The sequence below is a fragment of the Variovorax sp. YR750 genome (assembly GCF_900109805.1).
Taxonomy (GTDB): Bacteria; Pseudomonadota; Gammaproteobacteria; order Burkholderiales; family Burkholderiaceae_C; genus Variovorax; species Variovorax gossypii.
Genome location: NZ_FOBJ01000004.1, coordinates 186,982 through 202,702 on the forward strand (window position 1 = coordinate 186,982; position 15,721 = coordinate 202,702).

The following is a 15,721-nucleotide window of genomic DNA, read 5'->3' on the forward strand; positions in this document are numbered from 1 at the left end:
CTTCCTCAGCGGCCCAGGTAGACCTCGATCACGCGCTCGTCGGCCTGCACCTCGTCGAGCGTGCCCTGCGCCAGCACGGAGCCGTCGCACAGCACGGTGACGATCTCGGAGATGGTGCGGATGAAGCTCATGTCGTGCTCCACCACCATCAGCGAGTGCTTGCCCTTGAGCGAGAGGAACAGCTCCGCGGTGCGCGCGGTCTCCTCGTCGGTCATGCCGGCCACGGGCTCGTCGAGCAGCAGCAGCTTCGGGTCCTGCATCAGCAGCATGCCGATCTCGAGCCACTGCTTCTGGCCATGGCTAAGGTTGCCCGCGAGGCGCGACACGCTGTCGGCCAGGTGGATGGTCTCCAGCACCTCGGCCAGGCGGTCGCTCTGCGCCGAATCGAGCCTGAAGAGCATCGACGAGCGCACGCCCTTGTCGGTCTTCAACGCGAGCTCGAGGTTCTCGAACACGGTCAGGTGCTCGAACACCGTCGGCTTCTGGAACTTGCGGCCGATGCCCAGCTGCGCGATCTCGGCCTCGCGGTGGCGCAGCAGGTCGATGGTGCTGCCGAAGAACACGGTTCCCTCGTCGGGCCGGGTCTTGCCGGTAATGATGTCCATCATCGTGGTCTTGCCCGCACCGTTGGGGCCGATGATGCAGCGCAGCTCGCCCGGCGCGATGTCGAGCGACAGCTTGTTGATGGCCTTGAAGCCGTCGAAGCTCACGCTCACGCCTTCGAGGTAGAGGATGCGGCCGTGCGTGACGTCGACCTCACCCGGCGTGACATGGCGCCCGAAGTCGGCGGCGCGACCGCCCGACTCGGTGCTCCCGCTCACGTAGTGGATGCCGCTGGCCCGTGCGGCGCGCTCGGCGCCCGCTTCCATCAGGTCGGGCGTCATGCGCGTGCTCCCTTCGCTTCCACAGGCAGCGAGGCCATGGCATCGGGCTCGACGCCCTGCTCTGCAGCGACGGCGCGGCGCGCGTCCTGTACGGGTTCGGGTGGCGTGGTCTTCTTTTTCTCCCTCGACAACCACTTGCGCACCAGCCCGACGATGCCGTTCGGAAGGAACAGCGTGACAGCAATGAACAAGGCCCCCAGGAAGTACAGCCAGTACTCCGGATAGGCCACGGTGAGCCAGCTCTTGGCGCCGTTGACGATGAAGGCGCCGATGATCGGCCCGATCAGCGTGGCGCGCCCGCCCACCGCCGCCCAGATGGCGATCTCGATGGAGTTGGCCGCGCTCATCTCGCCCGGGTTGATGATGCCGACCTGCGGCACGTACAGTGCGCCGGCCACGCCGCACATGACGGCGGAGATCACCCAGATCGTGAGCTTGTAGGGCAACGGGTTGTAGCCCGAGAACATCACGCGCGTCTCGGCGTCGCGGATGGCCTGCAGCACGCGGCCGAACTTGCTGCCGATGAGCCACTTCGCGAACAGGAAGAAGCCCAGCAGCGTGGCGCCGGTAAGCGCGAACAGCGTCATGCGCATTTCCTGCGTGGCGATCGGGATGCCCAGGATGCGCTTGAAGTCGGTGAAGCCGTTGTTGCCGCCGAAACCCGTCTCGTTGCGGAAGAACAGCAGCATGGCCGCGAAGGTCATGGCCTGCGTGATGATCGAGAAATACACGCCCTTGATGCGCGAGCGGAAGGCGAAGAAGCCGAACACGAAGGCGATGAGGCCCGGCACCGCGACCACGAGGACGAGCGTGGCGATGAAGCTGTCGCTGAAGGTCCAGTGCCAGGGCAGCGTCTTCCAGTCGAGGAACACCATGAAGTCGGGCAGGTCGCTCTTGTAGTTGCCGTCGCGGCCGATCTGGCGCATGAGGTACATGCCCATCATGTAGCCGCCCAGCGCGAAGAAGAGGCCATGGCCCAGCGAGAGGATGCCTGTGTAGCCCCAGATCAGGTCCATGGCCAGCGCGCAGATGGCGTAGCACATGATCTTGCCGACCAGCGCCACCGCGTAGTCGCTCATGTGCAGCGGGCTGTCCACCGGCACCCACATGTTGAGCACGGGCGCCACGGCGCACACCACGATCAGCGCGACGAAGAAGGCCGTCCAGCCCTTGCCGCTCAGCAGCGGCCCCTTGGTTGGCAACGTTACCTTGCTCATGCTTCCGCGCTCCGGCCCTTCATGGCGAAGATGCCCTGAGGTCTCTTTTGAATGAAGATGATGATGAAGACAAGCACAGCGATCTTCGCGAGCACCGCGCCCGCCCAGCCTTCGATGAACTTGTTGAGAATGCCCAGCCCCAGCGCCGCGTACACGGTGCCCGCGAGCTGGCCCACGCCGCCCATCACGACCACCATGAAGCTGTCGACGATGTAGCTCTGGCCCAGGTCGGGGCCGACGTTGCCGATCTGGCTCAGCGCGCAGCCGGCCAGGCCCGCGATGCCCGAACCGAGCGCAAAGGCGTAGGTGTCGATGCGTGCAGTGTTCACGCCCATGCACGAGGCGATCGGCCGGTTCTGCGTGACGCCGCGCACGAACAGGCCCAGCCGCGTGCGGCCGATGAGCCAGCCCATGGCGACCAGCACCAGTGCCGCGAAGACGATGATGCAGATGCGGTTCCACGGCAGCGTGACGTTGCTCAGCATGGTGAAGCCGCCGCTCATCCAGCCGGGGTTTTCCACGCCGACGTTCTGCGCGCCGAAGATGGAGCGCACCAGCTGCTGCAGCATCAGGCTGATGCCCCAGGTGGCCAGCAGCGTCTCGAGCGGGCGGCCGTAGAGGAAGCGGATCACGCCGCGCTCCAGCACAGCGCCCACGAGCGCCGATGCCATGAACGACACCGGAATGGCGGCCACCAGGTACCAGCCGAACGCCGCCTCGGGCATGTACTTCTGGAAGATGCCCTGCATCACGTAGGTGGCGTAGGCGCCGATCATCATCAGTTCGCCGTGCGCCATGTTGATCACGCCCATCAGCCCGTAGGTGATGGCCAGGCCCAGCGCGGCCAGCAGCAGCACAGAGCCCAGGCTGATGCCGCTGAACACGGCGTTGATGCGGTCGCCCCAGACCAGCGCGCCGTCGATGCTGGCAATGGACGCGACGATGGCGGCCTTGACGTCCGCCTCGGTCTCGTCGGCCAGGCGCTGATTGAGCAGCAGCTTGGTGTCGGGGTTGCGGTTGTTGCCCAGTTCCTTCGCCGCGGTGAGGCGCTTCACCTTGTCGGCGCTGCCGAGCATGCTGGCGGCGCGCACCAGCTCGAGCTGGGCCTTGATCTTCGGGTTGGTCTCGGCGGCCAGCGCCTTCTCGACCATGGGCACGCGCGACTCGTCGGGCTCCTTGAAGAGCGCCTGCGCGGCCTCGGCGCGCACGGCGTCGTCCTTGCTCGTGAGCTTGAGCGCAGCCTGCGCGGCATCGAGCGCGCCGCGCATGAGGTTGTTGTTGACGACGTCCTCGGCGGTGTCGGGCACCTTCAGCTCGGCGCCGCTCACCGGGTCGTAGCCCTTGTCGTCCTTCATCACGAAGACCTTGTCCTCGGTGTACTTCACCGCGTCGTCGGACATGGCCTGGATGAAGGCGGAAGTCTTCTCGTCGGCCGTGAGCACGGCCTTGTTGAGCGCGGCGATGCGGGCTTCGGAATCGCCGGAGGCGATGGCCCGGGCTTCGTCGGCGGTCAGCGCGTGGGCGGCCGATGCCATCAGCAGCATGGCGGCCAGTGCGCAGTGAAGGGTTCGTCGAAGCATCATGAGACTGGAAGTTGGATTGGCCCCCTCCCCTTCCGGGGGAGGGTTGGGGTGGGGGCACTCGGCGCCTGAACAAGCGCAGTGCTCGGATCGACCGCCGTCAGCCCCCACCCCTGCCCTCCCCCAGCGGGGGAGGGAGAAACACACTTACATTGATTTGCCAGCTGGGTAATCCGGCTTCTTGTCGTTGCCTTCGATGTACGGGCTCCACGGCTTGGCCTTGACCGGGCCCGGCGTCTTCCACACCACGTTGAACTGGCCGTCGGCCTTGATCTCGCCGATGAACACGCTCTTGTGCAGGTGGTGGTTCTTCTCGTCCATCTTCGAGACGATGCCCGAGGGAGCCGTGAAGGTCTGGCCGGCCATGGCGGCGATCACCTTGTCGGTGTCCGTGCTCTTGGCCTTCTCTACCGCCTGCTTCCACATGTGGATGCCGATCCAGGTGGCTTCCATCGGGTCGTTGGTGAGCGGCTTGTCCTTGTGGCCGGCGATGTTCTTGGCCTTGGCGTACTCGCTCCACTGCTTGATGAACGCCGTGTTGGTCGGGTTCTTGATCGACATGAAGTAGTTCCATGCGGCCAGGTGGCCAACCAGCGGCTTGGTGTCCACGCCGCGCAGCTCTTCTTCGCCCACCGAGAAGGCGACCACGGGCACGTCCTTGGCCTTCAGGCCGGCGTTGCCGAGTTCCTTGTAGAAGGGCACGTTGGAGTCGCCGTTGATGGTCGACACCACCGCGGTCTTGCCGCCGGCAGAGAACTTCTTGATGTCGGCGACGATGGTCTGATAGTCGCTGTGGCCGAAGGGGGTGTACTTCTCGTCGATGTCCGATTCCTTCACGCCCTTGCTCTTCAGGTAGGCGCGCAGGATCTTGTTGGTGGTGCGGGGATAGACGTAGTCGGTGCCCAGCAGCACCCAGCGCTTGGCGCCGCCGCCTTCCTTGCTCATCAGGTAGTCGACGGCCGGAATGGCCTGCTGGTTGGGCGCGGCGCCCGTGTAAAACACGTTCTTCGAGAGCTCTTCACCCTCGTACTGCACGGGATAGAACAGCAGGCCGTTCATTTCCTCGACCACCGGCAGCACCGACTTGCGCGACACCGAAGTCCAGCAGCCGAAGATCACCGAGACCTTGTCCTGGCCGAGCAGCTGCTTGGTCTTCTCTGCGAACAGGGGCCAGTTGGAGGCCGGGTCGACCACCACGGGCTCGAGCTGCTTGCCCAGCACGCCGCCCTTCTTGTTGATGTCGTCGATGGCCATCAGCACCGTGTCTTTCAGCACGGTCTCGGAAATGGCCATCGTGCCCGACAGCGAGTGCAGCACGCCGACCTTGATGGTGTCGGCGGCGAATGCGGGCGCAGCAGAAATGCTGGCCAGCGCGACGGCGGCGGTGAGCGCCTTGAGTGTGAAACGACGTTGCATGTGGACTCCTGCTCCGGGGTTGGTTGAACCTTTTCGACAGCGCTTGGCTGGCGTGGGAGGGAGTCTGCGGAACGCACCACAAAGGGGAAATACGCCGGGTGGCGTACACGGATGTACTCAGCCGGGTGGCAGGACAGGCGGTGCAGGGTACTTGCGGGCGTTGACGAGCATCTTGCTTCTCGCCGCCGCGATCACGTCGATGCCGAGCTTGTCGGCAAGCTGCAGCAGGTAGAGGAAGACATCGGCGATCTCGGTGCCGATCTCGGCGCGCTTGTCGGCAGGAAGGTCGCGGCTCTGGGCTTCGGTGAGCCACTGGAAGTGTTCGAGCAGCTCGGCCGCCTCGACCGAGAGGGCTGAGGCGAGGTTCTTGGGGGAGTGGAACTGCTCCCAGTCGCGGGCTTGTGCGAAGTCGCGCAGGGCTTGAGTGAGCGCTTGAAGATCGTTGGTCATGTTCATGATCGAGTGCGAATCAGAAAACCCATTTTGGGCATTAAAATTCCCAAAATGGGTAAAACTCCAGCGCCTCTGCCGAGAACGGACAAGTCCACCGGGCTTGCGGACGCCTTGTTCACGACAACCCAGCAGCGCGTGCTGGGCTATCTCTTCGGCCAGCCGGACCGAAGTTTTTTCTCCAGCGAATTGATCAAGCTTACTGCCGCCGGTTCGGGCGCCGTGCAGCGCGAGCTCAAGTGCCTGACCGACAGCGGGCTGCTCACAACCTCGCGCGTAGGCAATCAGAAACACTACCAAGCCAACGCAGACTCACCGATCTACGAGGAGCTGTGCAGCATCGTGCGCAAGACTTTCGGACTCGCGGGCCCCTTGCGCGAAGCGCTGGAACCCATGGCCGACAAGATCGACGCTGCATTCGTCTTCGGCTCGGTGGCCAAGAAGAGCGACACGGCCACAAGCGACATCGACCTGCTTCTGATCAGTGACGAGCTTGCGTATTCGGACCTGTTTCTGGCCCTCGACGCGGTATCGGCACGCCTCGGCCGTACAGTGAACCCGACCATGCTCACGAGGAAAGAACTGATGCGAAAGCACAAGGACGGCGAATCATTCGTCACGCGCGTCATGGCACAGCCCAAGCTTTGGGTGGTTGGCGACGCGCATGTCCTCCCCACTTGAAAACCTGTGCGGTCCGTCGAAGCCGCTGACGGCCGAGGCACCCGATGCCCGCGAATTCGCGGGCCTGCTGCGCTCCGGGCAAGCGCGTCTGGAAGATGCCCAAGTCGCACAACTCTCCCTGGAGAGCCGCTTCGATCTCGCCTACAACGCAGCGCATGCCATGTGCCTTGCCGCGCTGAGATGGCATGGCTATCGCTCGAGCAATCGCTTCATCGTCTTCCAGGTGTTGCCGCACACCCTGTCGCTGGGGCCGGAGGTATGGCGTGTGCTCGCCAAGGGCCATGAGATACGAAATCTCGGCGAATACGAAGGCGACATGAACATCGACGAACGCATCGTCCGCGACCTGATCGCCGCCTGCCAGCGAGTGGCCGAGAAGCTGTCCGCCCTTCCCCTGCCGTCAAGCAACTAGGTGTGCCGTGCGCCCCTGCGGTACAAGGCCGCGACGAGCAGCGCCGACACCGTCAGGTACAGCAGCGCCGCCCCGAACGCGCTCGCGTATCCCGCCGCATCGGGCGCGTGGCCCAGCCGCCCATAGAAGAGGATGCCGATCAGCGCCACGCCCAGCGCGTTGCTCGCCTGCTGCACCATCGACATCACGCCCGAAGCCACGCCTGCATGCTGCGGCGGCAGGCCCGCCAGCACGGTGGATACCAGCGGCGCCATCACCATGCCGAGCCCGGCGCCCTGCACGAACAGCAGCGGCACCATCCACGCCACGACGTGCGAATGCCCGGCCCATCCGGCGACGTTGACGAACTGCAGTGCATGCCCCGCCGCCAGCACCAGCGCGCCGAGCGCGATGGGCGGCTTGCCGCCGAAGCGCCGCGTGATGCGCGCGCCCGCGATGGATGTCCCGAAGAAGCCGACCGCCAGCGAGGTGAAGACGATGCCCGAGCTGAGGGCCTCGAGCCCCAGGCCCTGCTGCAGATACAGCGCGAGCACGAAGTACAGCGAGGCGTTCCCCGCGTAGAAGGCCAGCGTGGTGAACAGGCCCGTGACGAAGCGGCCGTTGGCCAGCAGCACCGGCGCCACCAGCGGCGCACCGCCGCGCGCGGCGAGCCTGCGCTGCTGATATGCAAAGGCGGCGAGCAGCGGCAGCGCCGCGGCAAGGCACGCCCAGCTCCACAGCGGCCAGCCCTGCTCGCGGCCTTCCACCAGGGGAAGCACCACGGCCACCGAGCTCAGGGCCACCAGCAGCATGCCGGCCGGATCGAGGCTGCTCCTGCCGTTGTTCGCGAGAGGCGGGATGACCCGAGGCGCGAGCACGAACGCCAGCAGGCCGATCGGCACGTTGATGAGGAAGCAGCTGCGCCACCCCTGCCCCGCCAGGTCGGCATGGATCAGCAGCCCGCCCACGAGCTGGCCCAGCGTGGCGGCGAGCCCCAGCGCGAGACCGTAGGCCGCGAAGGCTCGCGCGCGGTCTTCGCCGGTGTAGGCCAGGCCGATCATCGCCAGCACCTGCGGTTGCAGCAGCGCGCCGGCCAGCCCCTGCAGCACGCGCGCGGCCACCAGCAGTTCGGCGGTCGGCGCGAAGCCGCAGGCGGCGGAAGCCAGCGCGAAGAGCAGCAGGCCGAGCATGAACATCCGCCTGCGCCCGAAGATGTCGCCGAGCCGCCCGCCGGTGACGAGGCCCGCCGCCATGGCCAGGCCGTAGCCGGCCACCACCAGCTGCAGGGTGCCGGCGCTCGCCTGCAGTTCGCGCTGCATCGACGGCAGTGCGACGTTGACGATGAAGAAGTCCATCACCACCAGGAAGGTGCCGCTGAGCATGACCCACAGGCCCAGCCGGCCGGGTCGAACCGCGCCCTGGCCGGTCGTGGAAGAAAGGGGGGCTGCGGAGGCAGCTGTGTTCGACTGCGTCATGATGAGCCCGAGTGTTCGGGCCGGGCGACATGGCGGCAATGACCTCGGAGGTCATCGCCCGGCTCGGGCAGCGGGTGTCCGGGGTGCGCCCCGGCTCAGATCTTCACGACGTTCTTGAACTGCGCGGCAGCGAAGGCCCAGCTCATGCGCGTGGCATCGGGCCCTTCGGGATCGCTGAACAGCTGATGCGGCGCGCCGCCGCTCCATGAGTGTCCCAGCCCCGCGATCTCGCACAGGGTGACGAGCGTGCGGCCCTTGCGCTTGAAGTCGGTCACGCGCATCGCGCGACGCCTGCCCCGCTGCATGTCGCGCGGCAGCCCGGGCCGCGCGCCCAGCGCCGTGGCCCACACCGCCGCGCTGCTGACGGCATTGCTCGGCGCGACCACCGCGTCGGCGTCGCCGTGCAGCACCAGCATCGGCGGCAAGGTGGTGAAGACTGCAGCGGCGCCCATCGCCTTGCCGACTGCCGTGGTGGGCATCGGCGGCACGTGCTCGCCGCGCATCGCGCCGAGGGCCGTGACCGACGACTTCGCCGCGCCGGGCGCCACGCCGGAATGCATGACGACGGCGCGGAAGCGGTTCGGGTAGCGCGTGGCCAGCAGCGCCGCCATGCCCGCGCCGGCCGAGAGACCGGCCAGCGCCATGCGGTCGCGGTCGATGGGATAGAGCAGGCAGGCCTGGTCGATGGCGGCCATCAGCGTCGCGGCCTCGGCATCGGCCTTGCCTGAACGGCGCTCGTACCAGTTCCAGCAGCCTTGGGGATGGGCGAGCCGGTCCTGCTCGGGGTAAAGCACCAGGAAGCGCTTGCGCACGGCCAGCGCGTTCATGCGGGTGCTCGCGGCGAAGTCGCGCCCGGTCTGGCCGCAGCCGTGGAGCATGACCATGAGCGGCAGCCGCTCGCCCGGCTGGAGCTCCAGCCCGGCCGGCCGGAACAGGTGATAGCCGCGCGCCCCGCCGGGGCCCACGGCCATGCCGCTGAGCCAGTCGCCCCTGCCGGGCGGGGGCTTGAGCCGCTGTGCCGTGGCGCGCCGGACCTGCCCCGCGATGCGCTTGCTGTTGTTCAGCGTTGCCTTGGTGAGCGCGCGCAGGTTTCGCTCGTAGGCGCGGGCGAAGACGGAGGCTGTGGAACGGCTGGCCATGGCGCGCAGTGTGACCGCAAAGCGCCGGCCGGCCTACTCCCGGCCCCGGGGCAGCCCCGGGCCGGGCGCGCTTCAGTAGATTTCCGGGACGATCATGCTGGCCGGAACCGGCTGGCGCAGGTAGTCGGCATGGCGCACGCGCTCGGGCAGCTCGACCGGCGGGTGCGGCACCTCGTTGTAGGGCAGCTGGCCCAGCAGGTGGCTGATGCAGTTCAGCCGCGCCTTCTTCTTGTCGACCGCCTGCACCACCCACCACGGAGCCTCGGGGATGTGGGTGCGCTCGAGCATGGTTTCCTTCGCCTTGGTGTATTCCTCCCAGCGGCGGCGGCTCTCGAGGTCCATAGGGCTCAGCTTCCACTGCTTGAGCGGGTCGTGGATGCGGCCGAGGAAGCGCATGTGCTGCTCGTCGTCGGTGATGGAGAACCAGTACTTGATGAGCTTGATCCCCGAGCGCACGAGCATCTTCTCGAACTCGGGCACGGTGCGGAAGAACTCCTCGTACTCGTCGTCGGTGCAGAAGCCCATCACGCGCTCGACGCCGGCGCGGTTGTACCAGCTGCGGTCGAACAGCACCATTTCGCCGGCCGCCGGCAGGTGCGCCACATAGCGCTGGAAGTACCACTGCGTGCGTTCGCGGTCGTTGGGCGCCGGCAGCGCGGCCACGCGGGCCACGCGCGGATTCAGGCGCTGGGTGATGCGCTTGATGACGCCGCCCTTGCCCGCCGCATCGCGGCCTTCGAACAGGATGACGACCTTCTGCTTGCTGTGCTGCACCCAGTCCTGCAGCTTGACCAGCTCGCCCTGAAGACGGAACAGCTCCTTGAAATAGGCCTGGCGGGCCGCCTTGTCGGTGGACGACTGGGTGGTTGCGGAGGCGGGGTCGAGGCCGTCGAGGTTGCGGTCCTCGATTTCCAGCTCGAGCTCTTCGTCGTAGCTGTCGATCAAGTCGCGGGCGATGCGTTGCATCAGGTCTTCGTGGTCGGGAAGTGCGCTCGTCAGCATGGTGGGCAGCAGAAGAAAGGATTGAGAAGGGAGACGAAAAAGCATGCTGCTCGCCCTATATGACGACTACGTGACGGTTTTGACGCCATTGACATGTAGTTGTCACACGCCGCGAACACCATCTGAAGCCATTCCAACACCCCAGAATCGCCCATGAACACGCTTGCAGCCCCGCATGCCGAGTTACCGTCGGCGCCTGCCGCGCAACGGCCGAAGCTCGACGCCAAACCCGGTCCGCTCACGCTGATCACCTTCGTGGGGCTGCTGGCCGCCGGCCTGCTCTTCACGGCCTGGAGCCTGGTGGGCGACGTCACGGCCTCCGGGGCGCCGGTCACCACCTGGGTGCCCTACATACTTCTGGGCGTGGCGCTGCTGATCGCGCTGGGCTTCGAGTTCGTCAACGGCTTCCACGACACGGCCAACGCCGTGGCCACCGTCATCTACACCCATTCGCTGCCGCCCAACTTCGCGGTGGTGTGGTCGGGCGTCTTCAACTTCCTGGGCGTGATGGTTTCCAGCGGCGCAGTGGCCTTCGGCATCATCGCTCTGCTGCCGGTGGAGCTGATCCTGCAGGTCGGCTCCGGCGCCGGCTTCGCGATGGTGTTCGCGCTGCTGATCGCCGCCATCATCTGGAACCTGGGCACCTGGTGGCTGGGGCTGCCGGCATCGTCGTCGCACACGCTGATCGGCTCGATCATCGGCGTGGGCGTGGCCAACGCGCTGATGCACGGCCGCGACGGCACCAGCGGCGTCGACTGGGCGCAGGCCACCAAGGTGGGCTATTCGCTGCTGCTGTCGCCGATGGTCGGCTTCGGCTGCGCCGCCCTGCTGCTGTTGGCGCTTCGCGCCTTCGTGAAGAACCGCGCACTCTATGAAGAACCCAAGGGCAGCGAGCCGCCGCCGTGGTGGATCCGCGGCCTGCTGATCCTCACCTGCACGGGCGTCTCGTTCGCGCACGGCTCCAACGACGGGCAGAAGGGCATGGGTCTGATCATGCTGATCCTCGTGGGCACGGTGCCGATGGCCTATGCGCTGAACCGCGCGATGCCGGCCAACGAAACCGTCAAGTTCGTGGCCGTGGCCGAGATGGCGCAGAACGCGCTGAACCGCAGCGTGCCGACTTCGCTGCCGGCCATGGAGCCGGCGGCCGCGCGCGACACGCTCTCCACCTATGTGCGCACCCGCGAGTTCGCTCCTTCCGTGGTGCCTGCGCTGGCCGCGACCGCCGGCAGCATCGGCCAGCAGGTGCGCCAACACGGCTCGCTGGCCGGCGTTCCGGCCGATGCCGTCGCCAACGTGCGAAACGACATGTACCTGGCCTCCGAGGCCATCCGCCACCTCGACAAGAGCGGCGCAGCGAAGTTCGACGAAGAGACGAAGCTGCGCGTGAACACCTTCCGCCAGGAGCTGGACAGCGCCACGCGCTTCATTCCGCTGTGGGTCAAGGTGGCGGTGGCCATCGCGCTGGGCCTGGGCACGATGATCGGCTGGAAGCGCATCGTGGTCACCGTGGGCGAGAAGATCGGCAAGACGCACCTGAGCTATGCGCAGGGCGCCTCGGCCGAAGTGGTGGCCATGGTCACCATCGGCGCGGCCGACATGTACGGGCTGCCGGTGTCGACCACGCATGTGCTTTCGTCAGGCGTGGCGGGCACCATGACGGCCAGCGGCTCGGGCCTGCAGCTGTCCACGCTGCGCAATCTCGCGCTGGCCTGGGTGCTGACGCTGCCGGTGGCGATGCTGCTGTCGGGCTCGCTCTACTGGCTGTTCACCCGCATCTTCTGATTTCGCTTATCTACCATCTTGTCGGCATTCCATGATCTCGCTGCCCAGTCCTACGGGGGCGACGAAGCCGGGCTGATCTGCGGCTACCTTTTCGACGCCCGGGCGCCGGAGCCTGCGCGAGCGATCGACTCGGCGCAGGCGGCGGCGTGGCTGGCCGAGCAGCGAGATACCCCGACCGGCCCTGCAAGCCGCGAAGACCTCCACGACTGCGAAGGCGACGAGCAGGAGAACCCAGCCTACGTCTGGCTGCACTTCAACCTGAGCCATGCGCACGCCGAGCGCTGGCTGGTGCGGCACGCGAATCTGTCGGACACCTTCTACGAGACGCTGCACGAGGGCCTGCCCTCCACGCGCATCGAGCGCGACGACGACTCGCTGATCGCCGTCATCAACGACGTGCACTTCGAGTTCAGCTTCGAGCCTTCCGACATCTCCACGCTGTGGATCAGCGTGGGCCCGCGCCTCGTGGTCACGGCGCGCACCAAGCCGCTGCGCTCGGTGGACGCGCTGCGCACGGCCGTGAAGGCCGGCGACGCGCCGCGTTCCAGCACGGAACTGCTCGAACACCTGCTGCGCGCACAGGCCGACGTGCTGGTGAAGATCGTGCGCGGCGTCACTTCGCGCATCGACCGCATCGAAGACGAACTGCTGGCCGGCCGCCTCGACCACAAGCGCGCGCGCCTGGGCGTGCTGCGCCGGCTGCTGGTGCGGCTGCAGCGGCTGCTGGCGCCCGAGCCGGCGGCGCTGTTCCGGCTGCTGCAGGGGCCTCCGGGATGGATGGCCGAGCCCGACGCGCAGGCGCTGCGCGGCTCGACCGAGGAGTTCTCGGTGGTGCTGCGCGACATGCAGGCGCTGCAGGAGCGCATCAAGCTGCTGCAGGAAGAGATCGCCGCCAACGTCAACGAGGACAACAACCGCAGCCTTTTCGTGCTGACGGTGGTGACCGTGCTGGCGCTGCCGATCAACATCCTGGCCGGCCTGTTCGGCATGAACGTGGGTGGCATTCCGCTCGCGGAGCACAAGCACGGCTTCTGGATCGTGGTGGGCATCGTGATCAGCTTCACCGCGGTGGCGGCCTGGGCGGCTTTTCGCAAGAAGCGCTGAGGCGCATGCAGCGGTGCAGTAATGCTATTTATTTAATAGCATCTTGCATAGCATCCACGCGCCCGCAACGATGTTCCAGACCCCATAGAATGCGAGGGTGTCCTCCATTCTCAATGCCGATCTTCACTGCCACTCCGTGGTTTCCGACGGCACGCTGACGCCCGAAGAACTGGCCACGCGCGCGGCCGCCAACGGCGTCGAGCTCTGGGCCCTCACCGATCACGACGAAATCGGCGGCCAGCACCGCGCCGCAGCGGCGGCCCGTGCCAACGGCATGCGCTATCTCACCGGCACCGAGATCTCGGTGACCTTCGCCGGCGAAACCGTGCACATCGTCGGCCTGGGCTTCGACCCCGACGACGCGGCCATTTCGCAAGGCCTCTACGACACGCGCGGCGGCCGCGGCAAGCGGGCGCAGGAAATGTCCGAAGGACTGGCAAAGGTCGGCATCCACGGCGCCTACGAAGGCGCGCTCAAGTTCGTCGGCAACCCCGAACTCATCTCCCGCACGCACTTCGCGCGCTTTCTCGTCGAGCAGGGTCACTGCCGCGACACGCCAGAGGTGTTCCGCAAGTTCCTCACCGAGGGCAAGCCCGGCTACGTTCCGCACCGCTGGGCCACGCTGAAGGACGCCGTGCACTGGATCACCGCCGCCAAGGGCATGGCCGTGATCGCGCACCCGGGCCGCTACAAGTTCTCGGCCAACGAGGAGTACGCGCTGTTCCTCGAGTTCAAGGCGCATGGCGGCCAGGCGATCGAGGTCGTCACAGGCAGCCACACGCCGGCCGAGTTCGTCGAGTACGCCGACAAGGCGCTCGAGTTCGATTTCGCCGCTTCGCGCGGCAGCGATTTCCACAGCCCCGACGAGAGCCACTGCGATCTCGGCAAGCTGCCGCCGTTGCCCGGCGCGCTCACTCCCGTGTGGGAACTGCTCGGCGACCGCATCCAGCAGTGAGCCAGAACCCCGGGACCGGCACCGACAGCGCGGCGGCAGCTGCGCTGGCGAACGCACGCGCAGCGCAACAGCGCAGCGTCAGCAAGGAGTCGGAGCGCATCCTCGCCGGCATCGGCTTGGTGATCCTGGCGGTGGCCTGCTTCGCGACGCTCGACACCGCCACCAAGTACTCCACCCTCGGCGTGCCCATCCTGATGGGCGTGTGGTTCCGCTACGCCTTCCAGGCCGTGGCAACCACGCTGGTGCTGCTGCCGCTGCGCGGCACGGAGCTGCTTCGCACGCGGCATCCGCGCTACCAGGCGCTGCGCGGGGCGCTGCTGCTGGCGTCGAGCATCTTCGCCTTCCTGAGCCTGCGCTACATGCCGCTGGCCGAGTTCACGTCGATCGTGCTGATCGCGCCGCTGGTCATCACACTGCTGGCGGCCACCACGCTCAAGGAGCACGTGTCGCCGCTGCGCTGGTCGCTGGTGGCGGGCGGCTTCCTCGGCACGCTGGTCATCCTGCGGCCGGGCGGCGGTGCGTTCAGCTGGGCCATCTTCCTGCCGCTCGGGCTGGTACTGAGCAACGCCTGGTTCCAGGTGCTCACGAGCAAGCTGGCGCAGACCGAGAACCCGCTGACCATGCACTTCTACACCGGCTGGGTGGGTACGCTGCTCGTCTCGCTGGGAGTGCCCTTCGTGTGGACCTCGCTGCCCTCGTGGGAATGGTGGGCGCTGCTGTGCCTCATGGGCTTCATGGGCACGGTGGGGCACTTCATGCTGATCCTGGCCTACCAGCGCGCGCCGGCTTCCACGCTTACCCCGTATCTCTATGCCCAGATCGCGTTCGCCATGCTCGGCGGCTGGATCGTCTTTTCCCATGTGCCCGACAGCTTCTCGCTGATCGGCATGGCGATGATCGCGGTCTGCGGCGCGGCCGGCGCATGGCTCACGGTGCGCGAGCGCCGGGTGCCCATCGAGCCCGCCGAATCCTGACCAGGAGCCTTTCTTCATCATGGCCCAGTACTTCGAAGTCCATCCAGAGAACCCGCAGCAGCGCCTGCTGAAGCAGGCCGTCACGCTGCTGGAGCGCGGCGACATCGTGGCCGTGCCCACCGACTCCAGCTACGCGCTGGCCTGCCACCTCGACGACAAGGACGCGGTCGACCAGCTTCGCCGCATCCGCCAGGTCGACGAGAAGCACCATCTCACGCTGCTGTGCCGCGACCTGAGCGAACTGGCCAACTACGCGCGCGTCGACAACAAGCAGTACCGCCTGCTGAAGGCGGCCACGCCCGGCCCCTACACCTTCCTGCTCGAGGCCACCAAGGAAGTGCCGCGCCGCGTGAGCCATCCGCAGCGCAAGACCATCGGCCTGCGCGTGCCCGACCACAAGGTGCTGCTGGAGCTGCTGTCGCTGCACGGCGCGCCCCTCCTGGCCACCACGCTGATCGCTCCGGGCGAGACCGAGGCGCTGAACGACGCGCAGACCATCCGCGAGCGCTTCGAGAAGCAGATCGCCGCGGTCATCGATGCCGGCGCCTGCCCTTCGCAGCCCACCACCGTGGTCGACCTCACGCCCATGGGCTCGGGCGACGACCCCGTCGTGGTGCGCCAGGGACGCGGCGCGCTGGCCGTGCTGGGTCTCTGAAATCGGGGCTGAG

Annotated in this window: 15 protein-coding genes; 7 read left to right on the forward strand and 8 right to left on the reverse strand. The window is 67.0% G+C overall.

The features are described from left to right. Positions 1-5 precede the first annotated feature (5 nt). The 5 genes from urtD to BMY35_RS10010 form a co-directional block, all read right to left on the reverse strand. Positions 6-884 (reverse strand): urea ABC transporter ATP-binding protein UrtD, encoded by an 879-nt coding sequence (gene urtD, locus BMY35_RS09990; protein ID WP_093197664.1) that lies wholly within the window; start codon positions 882-884, stop codon positions 6-8. After that, positions 881-2,101 (reverse strand): urea ABC transporter permease subunit UrtC, encoded by a 1,221-nt coding sequence (urtC, locus tag BMY35_RS09995; protein WP_093197667.1) that lies wholly within the window; start codon positions 2,099-2,101, stop codon positions 881-883. The genes urtD and urtC overlap by 4 nt, the downstream gene beginning before the upstream one ends. Next, positions 2,098-3,645, reverse strand: coding sequence for an urea ABC transporter permease subunit UrtB (gene urtB, locus BMY35_RS10000; protein WP_093197669.1), 1,548 nt, complete (start codon positions 3,643-3,645; stop codon positions 2,098-2,100). Before urtB ends, urtC begins: the two co-directional genes overlap by 4 nt. 183 nt (positions 3,646-3,828) lie before the next feature. Next, positions 3,829-5,097 carry an urea ABC transporter substrate-binding protein gene (gene urtA, locus BMY35_RS10005; protein WP_019657838.1) on the reverse strand — a complete coding sequence of 423 codons (1,269 nt, stop codon included), beginning with the start codon at positions 5,095-5,097 and terminating at the stop codon, positions 3,829-3,831. Between the two features lie 117 nt (positions 5,098-5,214). After that, positions 5,215-5,547, reverse strand: coding sequence for a nucleotide pyrophosphohydrolase (locus BMY35_RS10010; protein WP_093197672.1), 333 nt, complete (start codon positions 5,545-5,547; stop codon positions 5,215-5,217). Between BMY35_RS10010 and BMY35_RS10015 the strand changes: the two genes are divergently transcribed. Together BMY35_RS10015 and BMY35_RS10020 are read left to right on the forward strand one after the other, a co-directional pair. After that, positions 5,530-6,228 carry a nucleotidyltransferase domain-containing protein gene (locus BMY35_RS10015; protein WP_256228290.1) on the forward strand — a complete coding sequence of 233 codons (699 nt, stop codon included), beginning with the start codon at positions 5,530-5,532 and terminating at the stop codon, positions 6,226-6,228. The genes BMY35_RS10010 and BMY35_RS10015 overlap by 18 nt on opposite strands. Continuing rightward, positions 6,212-6,640, forward strand: a complete 429-nt coding sequence (locus BMY35_RS10020) for a hypothetical protein (protein WP_093197677.1) — start codon at positions 6,212-6,214, stop codon at positions 6,638-6,640. Before BMY35_RS10015 ends, BMY35_RS10020 begins: the two co-directional genes overlap by 17 nt. On the opposite strand, the gene BMY35_RS10025 is transcribed toward BMY35_RS10020, so the two are convergent. From BMY35_RS10025 to ppk2, 3 genes are all read right to left on the reverse strand, one after another. Further along, on the reverse strand, positions 6,637-8,094 hold the full coding sequence (locus BMY35_RS10025; protein WP_093197679.1) for an MFS transporter: 1,458 nt from the start codon (positions 8,092-8,094) through the stop codon (positions 6,637-6,639). The genes BMY35_RS10020 and BMY35_RS10025 overlap by 4 nt on opposite strands. Positions 8,095-8,189: 95 nt before the next feature. Next, positions 8,190-9,233, reverse strand: coding sequence for an extracellular catalytic domain type 1 short-chain-length polyhydroxyalkanoate depolymerase (locus BMY35_RS10030; RefSeq protein ID WP_093197682.1), 1,044 nt, complete (start codon positions 9,231-9,233; stop codon positions 8,190-8,192). 72 nt (positions 9,234-9,305) lie between these two features. After that, on the reverse strand, positions 9,306-10,235 hold the full coding sequence (gene ppk2, locus BMY35_RS10035) for a polyphosphate kinase 2 (RefSeq protein WP_093197685.1): 930 nt from the start codon (positions 10,233-10,235) through the stop codon (positions 9,306-9,308). A 153-nt stretch (positions 10,236-10,388) separates the two neighbouring features. Between ppk2 and BMY35_RS10040 the strand changes: the two genes are divergently transcribed. The 5 genes from BMY35_RS10040 to BMY35_RS10060 all read left to right on the forward strand — a co-directional run bounded on the left by BMY35_RS10040 (position 10,389) and on the right by BMY35_RS10060 (position 15,708). Next, complete coding sequence (locus tag BMY35_RS10040) at positions 10,389-12,020, forward strand: inorganic phosphate transporter (protein WP_093197688.1); 1,632 nt, start codon at positions 10,389-10,391, stop codon at positions 12,018-12,020. An 18-nt stretch (positions 12,021-12,038) separates the two neighbouring features. Beyond that, positions 12,039-13,124 carry a transporter gene (locus BMY35_RS10045; protein WP_093197690.1) on the forward strand — a complete coding sequence of 362 codons (1,086 nt, stop codon included), beginning with the start codon at positions 12,039-12,041 and terminating at the stop codon, positions 13,122-13,124. Between the two features lie 97 nt (positions 13,125-13,221). Then, entirely contained in the window at positions 13,222-14,079 is an 858-nt protein-coding gene (locus BMY35_RS10050) for a 3',5'-nucleoside bisphosphate phosphatase (RefSeq protein ID WP_093197693.1), read from the forward strand. Beyond that, complete coding sequence (locus tag BMY35_RS10055; RefSeq protein ID WP_093197695.1) at positions 14,076-15,053, forward strand: DMT family transporter; 978 nt, start codon at positions 14,076-14,078, stop codon at positions 15,051-15,053. Before BMY35_RS10050 ends, BMY35_RS10055 begins: the two co-directional genes overlap by 4 nt. Before the next feature lie 19 nt (positions 15,054-15,072). After that, positions 15,073-15,708: an L-threonylcarbamoyladenylate synthase gene (locus tag BMY35_RS10060; protein WP_093197698.1), complete on the forward strand. Its 636-nt coding sequence runs from the start codon at positions 15,073-15,075 to the stop codon at positions 15,706-15,708. The last annotated feature ends 13 nt before the right edge of the window (positions 15,709-15,721 follow it).